General features: G+C 66.0%; 11 protein-coding genes. 1 reads left to right on the top strand and 10 read right to left on the bottom strand.

Annotated features, from left to right (window positions below; all coding sequences use genetic code 11):
• Positions 1 to 47: 47 nt before the first annotated feature.
• The 10 genes from AC2ITM_RS22630 to AC2ITM_RS22585 all read right to left on the bottom strand — a co-directional run bounded on the left by AC2ITM_RS22630 (position 48) and on the right by AC2ITM_RS22585 (position 11,616).
• Positions 48 to 1,607 carry an ABC transporter substrate-binding protein gene (locus AC2ITM_RS22630; protein WP_486470471.1) on the bottom strand — a complete coding sequence of 520 codons (1,560 nt, stop codon included), beginning with the start codon at positions 1,605 to 1,607 and terminating at the stop codon, positions 48 to 50.
• 572 nt (positions 1,608 to 2,179) lie between these two features.
• A complete protein-coding gene (locus AC2ITM_RS22625; RefSeq protein WP_486470470.1) occupies positions 2,180 to 3,220 on the bottom strand; it encodes a heme-dependent oxidative N-demethylase family protein in 1,041 nt (346 codons plus the stop codon).
• Between the two features lie 11 nt (positions 3,221 to 3,231).
• Complete coding sequence (locus AC2ITM_RS22620; RefSeq protein ID WP_486470469.1) at positions 3,232 to 4,185, bottom strand: PDR/VanB family oxidoreductase; 954 nt, start codon at positions 4,183 to 4,185, stop codon at positions 3,232 to 3,234.
• Positions 4,182 to 4,784, bottom strand: coding sequence for a dimethylamine monooxygenase subunit DmmA family protein (locus AC2ITM_RS22615; RefSeq protein WP_486470468.1), 603 nt, complete (start codon positions 4,782 to 4,784; stop codon positions 4,182 to 4,184). Before AC2ITM_RS22615 ends, AC2ITM_RS22620 begins: the two co-directional genes overlap by 4 nt.
• Positions 4,785 to 4,838: 54 nt before the next feature.
• Positions 4,839 to 5,975 carry an aminomethyl transferase family protein gene (locus AC2ITM_RS22610; RefSeq protein ID WP_486470467.1) on the bottom strand — a complete coding sequence of 379 codons (1,137 nt, stop codon included), beginning with the start codon at positions 5,973 to 5,975 and terminating at the stop codon, positions 4,839 to 4,841.
• Positions 5,976 to 6,047: 72 nt separating this feature from the next.
• Positions 6,048 to 6,221, bottom strand: coding sequence for a hypothetical protein (locus AC2ITM_RS22605; protein WP_486470466.1), 174 nt, complete (start codon positions 6,219 to 6,221; stop codon positions 6,048 to 6,050).
• Between the two features lie 30 nt (positions 6,222 to 6,251).
• Positions 6,252 to 7,631 (bottom strand): ammonium transporter, encoded by a 1,380-nt coding sequence (locus AC2ITM_RS22600; RefSeq protein WP_486470465.1) that lies wholly within the window; start codon positions 7,629 to 7,631, stop codon positions 6,252 to 6,254.
• 382 nt (positions 7,632 to 8,013) lie between these two features.
• Entirely contained in the window at positions 8,014 to 8,727 is a 714-nt protein-coding gene (locus AC2ITM_RS22595) for a FadR/GntR family transcriptional regulator (RefSeq protein ID WP_486470464.1), read from the bottom strand.
• 547 nt (positions 8,728 to 9,274) lie between these two features.
• On the bottom strand, positions 9,275 to 10,159 hold the full coding sequence (gene purU, locus AC2ITM_RS22590) for a formyltetrahydrofolate deformylase (RefSeq protein ID WP_486470463.1): 885 nt from the start codon (positions 10,157 to 10,159) through the stop codon (positions 9,275 to 9,277).
• Positions 10,160 to 10,347: 188 nt separating this feature from the next.
• Entirely contained in the window at positions 10,348 to 11,616 is a 1,269-nt protein-coding gene (locus tag AC2ITM_RS22585) for an ABC transporter substrate-binding protein (RefSeq protein WP_486470462.1), read from the bottom strand.
• 185 nt (positions 11,617 to 11,801) lie between these two features.
• Here AC2ITM_RS22585 and AC2ITM_RS22580 point away from each other — a divergent pair, with 185 nt between their 5' ends.
• Positions 11,802 to 13,142, top strand: a complete 1,341-nt coding sequence (locus tag AC2ITM_RS22580; protein ID WP_486470461.1) for an NAD(P)-binding domain-containing protein — start codon at positions 11,802 to 11,804, stop codon at positions 13,140 to 13,142.
• The last annotated feature ends 9 nt before the right edge of the window (positions 13,143 to 13,151 follow it).

The following is a 13,151-nucleotide window of genomic DNA, read 5'->3' as shown; positions in this document are numbered from 1 at the left end:
CGGCGCGCCGACCGCGCCGTCCGGGTGTTACGGGAAAGATCCGCCGATCAGGCAAACCACCAGCGTTCGGGCGCGCGCATGCTGTCAAGCTCGCGGTCATTGCCCAGTTTCTCGGGGGTGGCGACCTTCTTGGTGGCGGCATCGGTGAAGTTGGCGAAGGCGAAGATGTTGTTCGAGCCCTTGTCGCGGATGATTTCCTGCATGTCGCAGTACATCTGGCGGCGGGTGTCCTCGTTCAGCTCGGCCCGCGCCTTCAGCACCAGCTCGTCCAGCTGCGGGTTCTCCATGCCGGTCTCGTTCCAGCCGGCCTTAGCGGCCGAGGTGGTGTAGACGCCGCCGATCATGATGTCCTCGGTCAGCCGGCCCGACCAGCGGGTGGCACAAAGCGGCACATGGGTCCAGATCTTGTCCCAGTAGCTGTCGTCGGGGACGCGCTTGACGTTGATGGTGATGCCCGCCGCCTTGGCATGTTCCTTGAACAGCACGGCCGCGTCGGTCGCCCCCGAGAACGGCACTTCGGACACGTTCAGCTCGACCGTGAGGTTCTCCATGCCGGCCTTCTTCAGCAGCGACTTGGCCTTTTCGGGGTCGTATTCGCGCTGCGGCAGATCGGCGTTGAAGTAGCGGTAGCTGGCGTTGATCGGCTGGTCGTTGCCGACCTCGCCATAGCCGTTGAGGATGCGCTTCACCATGTCCTCGCGGTTGATCGCATAGCGCATGGCATCGACCACGTCCTGGTTCTTGAACGGGTCCATCGTCATCATCATCGGGAAGCAGTAATGCGCCTTCGAGGAGACCGACAGGATGTTGACCGTGGGCGCCGCCTTCAGCAGGTTCACCGTCTTCAGATCGACCTGGTTGTAGGCATCGATCTTGCCACCGATCAGCGCCGAGGTCCGCGCCGAAGGATCGGCAATGCCGATCAGCTCGACCGCGTCGAAGTGGCCGCGGCCCTCCTTCCAGTAGTTCGGGTTCTTCTTGAAGCTGGCGCCAACGCCCGGGCGCCAGCTTTCCAGGATGTAGGGGCCGGTGCCGTTGCCGTCGTTGGGATCACGGTTGCCATCGGCGACGATGGCCGCGTTGGGCGTCGCCAGGATCGCCGGGAAATCGACATTGGCGGTCTTCAGCGTGATCTTGACCTCCAGCGGGCCGGTGGCCTCGAAGGTCTCGACATCCTCAAGGAAGGGCTTGATCCCCGAGGTCGAACCCTCTTCCAGGTGGCGGCCCAGGGTAAAGACCACGTCCTTGGCATCCAGCGCCTTGCCGTTGTGGAAGCTGACGCCCGAACGCAGCTTGAAGGTCCAGATCTTGGCGGTGTCGTCGCTGCCCCAGCTTTCGGCCAGCTCGGGGATCAGCGCGCCGTCGGGCGCGATCTCGATCAGGCAGTTGCGGGCGCAGAGCTGGGCAATGTTGTAGAACTTGGTGTCATTCGAGGTGACATCCATCGTGTCGGTGGGCGAGAAATCCCCGATACCCAGCCGGAAGGTGCCACCCTGCTTCGGCGTGGCTGCGGCCTGCGCCAGGCCCGGGGCCAGCATCAGGCCCGCGCCCATCGCTGCGGATCCGGCCAGGAAGGCGCGCCGGTTGAGGCTGAAGGAAGTGTTCATCGTAATCTCCTGTCCGCGACCTGGAAGGGGGTGCGGTCTGTCTGTTGGAAAGGATCAGTGAACCGGGGCCCGGGCGCCTGGCGCTGCGGGGCCCGAAGGCAGGCGATCTCCGTCCGGTCTTCGAGGGGACCGGTTGCGGACGGGGACCGTCACGGGTCCGTCCCGGCTCCGGGCACGGGGGTGGCGGTCGATCGTCTGGGATGCAGCATGCGTCGTCTTTCGTTCTGTGATGGACCTGCGCCGAAGGCCTGGCGGCGCGCTCCCTCGCCCCCTGACCAGACAGAAAGCCGCAGGCGAGATAAATTACGAATAACCGCACTCAGGGTTCGTCAATACCTAATCAGACAGGCCATAGATGTGGCTTTGCCTTCCCTACCCTTTCGCAACCCTGACGTGAGATGGGGCGGTTTTTCCAAGTCTATACAGAAAGATATGGAAAAAGCAGCGGGGCCGGGCCACGGGTTTGTCCCGCGGGCCCGGCCCCGTCCCATCCCTGTCACGGCATCGTCACCTTCCGGCGCGTCACAGGTGAAGCGCCTATTTTATGATCTTGCCGGAGATCTTTTCCGCCCTCAGTCCGGGAAGATCCCGGCCGAGGTCGGCGCGCCGTCATCAAAGGCCGCCAGATGGGCCACGATCAGCTCGCGGTTGACGGCAAAGCCCTTGTAGGCGGCCAGTTCGGGATCGAGGTCGCGCAGCACCCGGTGCAGGCGGCGGGCCCATTTCGGCTGGCTGACCAGATCATCCAGGCTGGCCAGGTAGCAGCGGATCGGAAACGCCAGCGCATTGGACCGGGGCAGCCGCCAGAAGCTCTGCAATTCGACCCGCAGGAACTGTTTCGCGCCGACGTTTTCGGCCGTCAGGCTGCGCTTTTCCGGGCCCCATTCGGGATAGGTCTCGGGCGAGGTATCGAGGCGCGGGTTCACCGTCATGGTCCAGTTCAGCCGCCGGTAGGCCTGCCCCTGCCCGACCGACAGCAGGAATTTCAGCGCCTTGTGGAAGACGCCCGAACTGCCCGCCCGGGGCACTGGCGCGTGCCATTCGAAAAAGTTCATGCCGACATCGAAATCCAGCGACCAGTCGGCCTGGCTGGTGATCATGCCCGCATCCAGCCACAGGTTGCCGTCGCGTTCATGCAGCAGGGCAAAATCGCCCTGGGCCTGGCGGGTGATGTATTCCAGCGGACCGCAGGGCAACGTCGCGGGATCGAGGAAGGTGAAATGCTGCTCGATCCCCATCGGACGGTTGATCCAGTGCCAGCACTCGCCCGCGCGGGTCAGCTGGAACAGGTCGGGATAGTCCCGCGCCTTCGAGACCATGATCAGTTCCAGCAGGTCCCAGCCCGCCAGCTCCATATGCGGCAGCGACTGGCAGCGCATCGGATCGGCGGCCAGGGTGATCGCGCGGTCGCGCATTTCCGACACGTAATGTTCATCGACATCGAAGGCATGTTCGAAGGGCGTGCCGGCGGGGCCGCCGGGGTGCTGCTCGATGTTGACGGAATAGGCGTAGCTGTCGCGGTCGAAGGGGAAGGGGAACCGCGCGACGGCGCTGGCCGAGTTGCGGTAGGTGTAATCGCCGCGGAAGGTCTCGTCGTTGAAATGCCGGGTCATGGGGGTCCCTCTCAGAGGTCCAGCACCAGCGCCTCGCCGTGGAAGCGCGACATGCAGGGCATGATGCGGTCCTGGGCAGAGCGCTCGGCCGGGGAAAGCCAGTGGTCATTGTGTTCGATCTGCCCGTGGCAGGCGGTGACGCCGGTTTCGCAGCGCCCGCAGGCGCCGCCCCGGCAGGACCAGTCGACGGGCACCTGCGCGGCCTCGAGCGCCTCCAGCAGGCTTTGCCGGGGGCCAACGGTGATCTCGCGCCCAGAAGAGGCCAGCGTGACGGTAAAGGCCCGGCCCGGGGGCGGCGCGCTGAAGGCCTCGGAGCGGACGGCCGTGTCGGGCCAGTGCAGCCGGGCGGCGGCGCGGGTCACGTCGCGGATCAGGCTGTCGGGGCCGCAGACATAGACATGGGTGCCCAGCGGCTGGTCCGCCAGCAGCGCCGCAGGATCCAGCCGGGCGCCTTCGGACGACAGGTGCAGCACCGGATCCACCCCGTCCGGCAGCAGCGCAAGGCCCGCCGCCTCGGGCAGGGAGCGCGCGGCATAATGCAGCTCGAACGGTGTGCCCAAGCGTTTCAGATCATGCAGTTGCGACAGGAAGGGGGTGATGCCGATGCCGCCCGCGATCAGCAGGTGGCGCCGCGCCCGGGGATCCAGCGCGAACAGGTTCACCGGGGTCGAGACCCGCAGCTGCATCCCGACATCCACCTGATCATGCAGGAACCGCGATCCGCCCCGCCCGGTCGCATCGCGGCGCACGGCGATTTCATAGCCCGAGCCGTCATGCGGGTCCGAGACCAGCGAATAGGCGTTGCGGTGCAGGGTGTCGGCGTCCTCCATCTCGACCACCACATGGGCCCCGCCCGAGAACAGCGGCAGCGGTGCGCCCGAGGGGTCCTCAAAGCGGAAATGGCGGACATGGGGGCCCAGCTGCAGGATCTGGGTGACGGTCAGCAGGCGTTGGCCCTTCATCATGGTTCAAGGCTCCGGGGGGCGGGGATCAGGCCGGGGGTTTCGGCGTCGATGCAGACGCCCTGGAAAACCCCCAGCCGGCGCGAGAAATGATCGCGCACGAACAGCACCTTGCCGCAATGCGGGCAGGTGAAGGGATCGGTTGCGACCTCGGGGGTGGTGGTCTTGCAATGGACGCATTGCACGGGGCGGGTGACGGCGCCGCGGTGCTCGGTCTCGATGGCGGCGGCCTCGAGGCCCTGCGCCAGTGCCAGCGCCGAGACCTGGCCCAGCAGCGCCTCGCTGCCCGCCAGATACAGGCGCAGGCCCATGCGCGCCTCCGCCAGCCAGCCAGCCAGCAGCGCCAGCGCCGCGTCCAGATCGGCGGCCGGGGTCAGCGCCTTCGGTTGCAGCGCCTTCAGGGCCTCCAGGCCCCAGTCATCGCCGCCCACCAGCAGCACCTGCGCGCGGTCCATCACCGCCGGATCGCGGGTCGCCAGATCATCGAGCGCCGCGACGCCTGCGGGATCGCAGACCATCACCGCCGGGGTGGCGCCATGGGGCGTCAGGCCGGGATAGACGGGGCGGCTGCTGATCGACGGGGTAAAATGCGTGTTGGGCAAAATGGTATCTCCCTGATCCTCGGGGGACAGGCGCCCTGCCCCCCCTGGTGGTCCTCAGCCCTTGGCGGTGCGGCGTTTCTTGTCCGCATCGTAGAAGGGCATGGTGGCGGCCTGCGCGGGAATGCGGGTGCCGTCGGGGTTCAGCACCTCCAGCACCGTGCCGGGAACGGCGCAGTCGACGGGCATCCGGGCGATGCCGACGTTGTGGGTGTTCAGGGGCGAATACATGCCCACCGTCACCACGCCGACCGGGGCGCCGTCCTTCAGCAGTTGCGCGCCTTCAGTCGCGGGGGTCGTGCCTTCCAGCAGCACGCCGAAGATGCGGAAGCGTTCGCGGCCCTGCAGGCGGAAATGCTCTTCGGCGCCGCGGAACCGGGTCTTGCCCTTGGAAACCGTGAACTCCAGCCCCAGTTCCCACAGCGTGTCGCCGCAGGGTTCATCGGCAAAGGGGTACATCTCGGAATTGTCGTAGGGGAAGAACAGCAGGTAGCTTTCGGTGCGCAGCAGGTCGAGCGTGGTGAACCGCGTGGGAATGATGCCCATGCCGGCGCCTTCGGCCACGATGGTGTCCCAGATCTCGAGCGCGTCCTGGCGGCGGCAGAAGATCTCGTAGCCGCGTTCGCCCGTGTAGCCCGTGCGCGAGATCATCACCGGCTTGCCGAACAGCGTCGTCTGCATATGGCTGAAATAGGCCAGATCGCGGATGCCCGGCACGTGATTGGCCAGGTAATCCACCGACAGCGGCCCCTGCAGCGAGATGTCGTGCAGGTCGTCGTCGAACAGGATCTGGCAGTTGCGGCCCGCGGCTCCGGCGGTCAGGCTTTCCATGCCGCCGCCCGATCCGTGCACCACCATGAAGCTGTGCGGCCCCATGCGGTAGACCACGCAGTCGTCGATGAACTTGCCCTGGTCATTCAGCATCGTCGCATAGGTCGACCGCCCCGGCTTCAGCTTTTCGATATCGCGGGTGACGGCACGGTCGATGACATACTGGGCATGCGGGCCCATCACATGGACCTTCTTCAGCCCCGAGACATCCATCACGCCCGCACGGGTGCGGATCGCCAGATATTCCTCGGTCTGGTCCTTGTCATAGGACCATGCGGTGCCCATGCCGCTCCAGTCTTCCAGATCGGAGCCAAGCGCACGGTGACGGTCCGCCAATGCGGAAAAGCGCCAGGATACGGTCATTCGGGGGTCCCTCCTCGGGGTCTTCGCTGTCAGGAATGGGGCGCCCCCTTCGGGGGGCGCGCCCGGGGGGTGTCACTTGTGCGAGGCCAGGTGATAGGCGTGCTTTTCGTGGCGCCAGCCCAGCACCACCGCCAGGACCACCATCGCCAGGCAGATCAGCAGCCAGACCCCTTCCGAGGCCCCATGGCCCGTGTAGATCGCGCCGGTGATGCCATTCCAGCTGTGCGCTTCGAACGGAGCTTCCATTGTCGTCGTCCTTTCGTCAGGGTTGGGGGATCATTCGGCAGGGCTGACCGAGGCAGGCAGCGCCTCGGGGTAGGCGATGGCGGGCACCTTGGTCTTGTCGAGGCCCTGGATCTCGGCCTCGGGGGGGACACGCAGCTGGCCGGTGACCTTCAGGATCAGCGACACCACATAGCCCGGCACGAAGCCCAGAACGCCCATGGTGATCGCGCCGACCAGCTGACCCAGGAACGAGGTCTCGATCACGCTGTCGCCCGACAGCGCCGGGTAGCCTTGCGCGAACAGACCCACCGACAGCAGGCCCCACATGCCCAGGAACCCGTGCACCGCGAAGGCGCCCACCGCATCGTCGATGCCGCGGCGTTCGATGAACGAGGCGACGAAGGGCATCGCACAGGCGCCGACAAAGCCGATGGCGAAGGCCATGGGCGGATACCACAGGTCGATACCGGCCGCGCAGGAGATGATGCCCCCAAGCGCACCCGACATCATCCAGAACGGATCGCGGGTGATCATCCAGGCGCCGATGATGCCGCCGGCCATGCCCATCAGGGTGTTGAAGGTCATCCCCGACAGGGTCATCGGCGTGCCGTAGATCGAGGTCTCGATGGTGGTCGACCAGCTCCAGCTTTCGCCGGGGACGATCACGCAGCCCATCAGGAAGCCCCAGAAGCCCGCGATGATCAGCATCAGCCCGATCAGCGTCATCGGCATGCTGTGGCCGGGGATCTGGTTGGCGGATCCGTCCTTGTTGAACTTGCCGACCCGCGGCCCGAGGTTGATCACCACGCCCAGGGTGAAGAAGCCCGCGATCATGTGCACGACGCCGGCGGCGCCAAAGTCATGATAGCCGAATTTCGTCACCAGCCAGCCGTCGGCATGCCAGCCCCAGGCGGCTGCAAGGATCCACACGAAGGCGCCCAGCAGCACGGCCAGCACCACAAAGCCCGTCAGCTTGATCCGCTCGATCAGCGCGCCCGACAGGATCGAGGCGGTGGTGGCGGCAAACAGCACGAAGGCACCCCAGAACACGCCCGAGGCGCGGTCATCGAGGTTCGGGCCCATGGCGTCGCTCCAGGGGGCGGCGACCGAGGCGGCATAGGCAAAGCCCGAGGTGCCCGAGGGCCCTTCGCTGCCCGAGAAGCCGGTGGGGAAGGCCCAATAGATCCACCACCCGATGAAGTAGAAGAACGGCACGATCAGCGCGAAGGCGAGGATGTTCTTAATCCCCGAGGCCAGCGCGTTCTTCGACCGCGAGGCGCCCATCTCGTAGGCCAGAAAGCCCGCGTGGATGAGGATCATCAGCGGGATGGTGAGAAAGTAGAAGGTTTCCGAGAAGGTGCCGTTGGCATGGGCCGCGGCCTCCTTCAGCTGCGCCACTGTGGCGGCCAAGGATGCATAGTCCTGTTCCACGTTGAACTCCCTGTCTGGTGGAGAGGATTCCGGTCCGCCTGTTATTTTGGTCTGAACCAGATCCAGAAATTGGCTCACTGGATATGCAAATCTGCGCCAAAACCCTCACCATGGGTCAAATCGTTTTCCCACGAAGAATTATCTGAGCCGCATTTCCCCGCCTCCGGGCCGATTTTTCGGACCATCCTGAGCGTTTCTTGGGCGTTTCTCTGTAACGTCAGGCGTCAGATCCCACCGGCAGCACACCGGAAACAAGGCCCGGTTGCGGTAGATTCGCGGTGATTCGAAGCGCTGCTGCCCAAAAGGCCCCGCGCATGGGGCAACACCTCCCCGAAGATCAGCCTCGGAGGATTTGAACCAATTGAACCAGTTTCGGACCGGATCAGTCTTCCTGCAGCAGCAGCTTCTGGTCCTGGATCAGGGCAAGCTTCATGAACTCGGTCGCCTCCTCGATGTCGCGGGCGGCGATGGCATTGAACAGGCCGTTGTAGCCGCGCTGGTATTCCGCGATCCGCGCCGGCGTCAGGTGGCGGCGGTACATCGCGGTGCGAAAGCTTTGCCGGCGGGCGTCGATCACCAGGTTGTAGCAGGCGATCAGCAGCGGGTTGCCAGTGCCCTCGGCCAGGCGGCGGTGGAATTCCTCTTCCAGGCGCACGAAGGCGGGGGCGTCGGCCTGCACGGCCTCCATCCTCGACAGGATCTCCGAGAGGGCGTCGATCTGGCGCGGCGGCATGGTGACGATCGCCAGGCGCACCATCTCGGGTTCCAGGATGCCGCGCACGACCTGCAGCTGCAGCGGCCCGGTGTCGGCGGCCACCGGCGAGATCGCCTCGCTGGCGCCCGAGGGGTTGTAGGTGACGAAGCTGCCCGAGCCCGCCCGCCGCCGGATCATGCCGCGCTCTTCCAGCTGGTCGAGCGCCTCGCGCACGGTGTTGCGCGCCACGCCCAGGTCCTGCGCCAGCTGGCGTTCCGAGGGCAGGCGTTCCTCGGTGGCGTATTCCTGGGAAACGATCCGCGTGCTGAGCGTGTCGATGACAAATTGCACGGTCGAGCCGGGCAGGTGCTGCGCGGCAGCGGAACGGGACGGGGCGGGCATATCGGTCCTTCATTGCGGCGCATCTGGCCTGAGGCGAAGGATAACCGCCCCGCGCCCGCAGGGAAAGTGCTGCCGGGGCAGGACGAGGGGCCTTCACCCGGGGGGGCATCCGCGCGTCGTGGCGCCCTGTCCGCCGACGATGCCCCCATGAAAGCCGCAGGACGGGCCCCGGCACATCCGGTTGCTTCCGGGGGCTGGCCTGGGGCCCTTCCCCCGATGGACCGGAGCCCCGTCGGGAGGACCTGCGCCGGAGGCGGAAGGCTGCTTCTGCCAGGGACCAGAGCCTGGGTCCGGCGTCGGGCGGGGTCTGGCGCCTGCGCCGCTTCGAACGCTCCGCCGGGGCTTTAGTCCGGGGCTGGGCGGGGGCCGGCGCGTGCTCCACTTCGAACGTCCCACCGGGGCTGGGCGGCGTCTGGCGCCTGCGCCGCTTCAAACGCTCCACCGGGGCTTTGGCCCGGCGCCGGGCGGGGCCCGGCGCGTGCGCCCCTTCAAACGCTCCACCGGAGCGTTTGATCGGTCCCCCCCGCAGGGGGGGACCGACCGGGGCTTACCCCATTCTCTCGCTCGAATAACTTCCGGGAGACGCGGGGAACACCACCGTCTTGCCGCCGTTCAGAAACGCCCGGTGATGCGCATGGGCATGGATCGCCCGCGCCAGAACCTGCGCCTCGACATCGCGGCCAAGGCTGACGTAATCATCCGCCGATTGCGCATGGGTGATGCGCACCGTGTCCTGCTCGATGATCGGACCCTCGTCCAGATCGGCGGTCACGTAATGCGAGGTCGCCCCGATCAGCTTCACCCCCCGTTCATAGGCCTGCTTGTAGGGGTTGGCCCCCTTGAAGGACGGCAGGAACGAGTGGTGGATGTTGATGATCCGCCCCGACATCTTCTGGCACATCTCGTCCGAGAGGATCTGCATGTAGCGCGCCAGCACGATCAGCTCGGCCCCGGTCTCATCGACCACCGCCATGATCTGCGCCTCGGCCTGCGGCTTGTTGGCCTTGGTCACCTTGATGCAATGGAACGGAATGTCGTGGTTCACCACCACCTTCTGGTAATCCATGTGGTTCGAGATCACCGCAACGATCTCGATCGGCAGGGCGCCGATGCGCCAGCGGTACAGCAGGTCGTTCAGGCAATGGCCAAAGCGCGACACCATCACCACCACCCGCATCTTGCGGGCCTCGTCATGGAAGGCAAAGTCCATCTCGAACGGGGCGGCCACGGGGGCGAAGGCGGGGGTCAGCGTGGCCGGATCCAGATCCCCGGGCGCGGTGAAGCTGACGCGCATGAAAAAGTTCCCGGTCTCCATGTCGTCATACTGGGAACTGTCGGTGATGTTGCAGCCCTGCTCGGCCAGGAAGGCGGAAATCGCCGCCACGATGCCGCGGGTGGATTGGCAGGTCACGGTCAGGCAGTGTTTGGTCATCATATCTCCTGTCGGTGGGAATGCCGGTCTTGCCGCCGGCCTGGGGCCCGGCAGGGCCCCTGCCCCACCGCCCGTCTTCCCCTGCTGGCGGCCCGCGCCCGGCCGCCCCCGGGGCTGATCACCGGGATAGCACCCCGGCACCGCCCCACACTTTCGAAAAACGGCCCTTTTGTTTCGGAAAACGGCCTTCAGCGTGCCGGTACAGGCAAACGCTGCGACCAAAGCTGCCCCAGCTGCTCCAGCTCTTCCAGCAGGATCGGGCCGTGGCGGTCCAGCCAGTCGATGACCGAGCCGAATTCCGCGATCCGCGCCTTGCCGCCCAGGATCCGCACCACCGGCCAGTCGCCCACCAGCGCATTGTCGATGCCATAGACCTCCTGGCCCCACCAGCGCGCCGGGCCGAAGGCATTGGGCATCTGCCGTCCCCGCTTCAGCGCCGCCAGCACCGACACCGGCGCCGTGCTGTCGGCGACCTCGACGGCGGCGTGCCACAGATCCAGCATCGAGGCATATTCCCAGCTGACCGCGTTCCACCGCCCCGGATAGCGTTCCGCATAGGCGTCGTAAAACGCCTTTGGGCGGCGGAAGAAGAACGCCTTGTCGGCCAGCAGCGGGTCGTCGAAATCAGGGAACTGGAAGGTGAAGCGCTCCATGAACTCGACCGAGGTCCGCTCCGTGATCCGCGCGTAATCGTCGCCCGTGCAGCACAGGATCTGGCCGCGGAACCCCTGCCGATGGGCCGCCACGGTCAGTTCCTCGGTCATCTGCGGCGCCGAGGAGCACCAGCACAGCACATCCGGATCCGCCGCCATCATCCGCGCCACGATGCCCATGGCGTCGGTTTCCTCGGGGGCATAGCGCAGCTCTTCGACGATGGGGTGGCCGGTGACGCGGAAGGCCGCGCGATAGACCGCAAGCGAGGGCAGCCCCAGCAGGTCGGTCTGGCTGCACAGCGCCACCCGGCGCGCCCCGGGATGGGTCCGTGCCAGCCAGTCGACGCCGGTCACGTTGAAGAAGGGATGCACCTCGGCGGGCGCGATCAGATAGGGCCGGTCGGGCGACAGGTCCGACGGCAGCAAGGTCGAGACCAGCGTCTTGCGCTCCATCAGATAGGCCAGCGCCGGTTCCAGCTCGTCTCCGCCAAGGGTCATCACCAGCCGCACCCGGGACTGTTCGACCAGGGCGCGCGCGGCGGCCAGCGTCGCCTCGGCGCCCAGGCCGGAATCGCGGATCACCATTTCCACCAGATGCCGCTTGCCGCCCACCATCAGCCCGCCACGGGCATTGATCCAGTCAACCCAGATCCGCCCGCCATCCACCCCCGGGCCGCCCCATTCCTTCTGCAGGCCGGTCAGCGGCACCAGAAATCCGATTCGAACCGGCGCCCGCGTCTGCACGTCGAGGCGCGGCAGCACCCCCGTCACCGCCAGGCGCTGCGCGAAAGAGGGGCTGCTCATCGGGGACTCCGGGATGAAAAGGGCATCATGGAGACAGATTTTGAAGCCCCCTCCCCTTCCTGACAAGAAATTTCGTTGACCCATGGAAAACGTCTGGTTCACTCAGGTTCACACCGATTGAACCAATACCGAAAATTGGTCTGATCCAATATTTCAAGAACCAGAACCGCAACGGGAGACGAAAGATGACGAAACGCGTGGCCATCATCGGCGCGGGCCCTTCGGGGCTGGCCCAGCTTCGGGCCTTCCAGTCGGCGGCCGAAAAGGGCACCGAGATCCCCGAGGTCGTCTGCTTCGAGAAGCAGTCGAACTGGGGCGGCTTGTGGAACTATTCCTGGCGCACGGGGGTCGATGAACATGGCGAGCCGGCGCATGGATCCATGTACCGCTACCTGTGGTCGAACGGCCCGAAAGAGGGGCTGGAATTCGCCGACTATTCCTTCGAGGAGCATTTCGGCAAACAGATCGCCTCTTATCCGCCGCGCGCCGTGCTGTTCGACTATATCGAGGGGCGCGTGCTGAAGGCGGGTGTGCGCGACATGATCCGGTTCTCGACCGTGGTCCGCTGGGTCGAATACGACGCCGAAACCGGCACCTTCGAGATGACGCTGCACGACCTGGCCCAGGACCGCGTCTACCGCGAAAGCTTTGACCACGTGATCTGCGCCTCGGGGCATTTCTCGTCTCCGAACGTGCCGGACTACCCGGGCTTCGAGACGTTCAACGGCCGCATCGTGCACGCCCATGATTTCCGCGACGCGCGCGAATTCGCCGGCAAGGACGTGCTGATCGTCGGCGCCTCCTACTCGGCCGAGGACATCGGCTCGCAATGCTGGAAATACGGCGCCAAGTCGATCACCAGCTGCTACCGCTCGGCGCCGATGGGCTTTGACTGGCCCGAGAACTGGGACGAGAAACCCGCCCTGCAGCGCGTCGAGGGGCGCCGGGTGTTCTTTGCCGACGGCACCGCGCGCGAGGTCGATGCGATCATCCTGTGCACCGGCTACCGCCACCGCTTCCCCTTCCTGCCCGACGACCTGCGGCTGAAGACGGCGAACCGGCTGGCGACGGCGGATCTGTACAAGGGCGTGGTCTGGGTCCGCAATCCGGCGTTCTTCTACCTTGGGATGCAGGACCAGTGGTTCACCTTCAACATGTTCGACGCCCAGGCCTGGTGGGTGCGCGACGTGATCCTGGGCCGCATCGCCCTGCCCGATGCGCAGACCATGATGGCCGATGTGGCCGAACGCGAAGCGCGCGAGGAGGCCTCGGACGACGTGAAATACGCCATCCGCTACCAGGCCGACTATGTGAAGGAACTGGTGGCCGAGACCGACTATCCCAGCTTCGACATCGACGGCGCCAGCGAGGCGTTCTTTGAATGGAAGAAGCACAAGGCGAAGGACATCATGGGCTTCCGCAACAATTCCTACCGTTCTGTGATCACCGGGACCATGGCGCCCGCGCATCACACGCCCTGGAAGGATGCGCTGGACGATTCCATGGCCGCCTATCTGCAGGACTGAGAACTCCCC

The organism is Pseudooceanicola sp. NS-SX9, from assembly GCF_057380705.1.
This window is presented reverse-complemented; position numbering and strand designations above follow the sequence as displayed.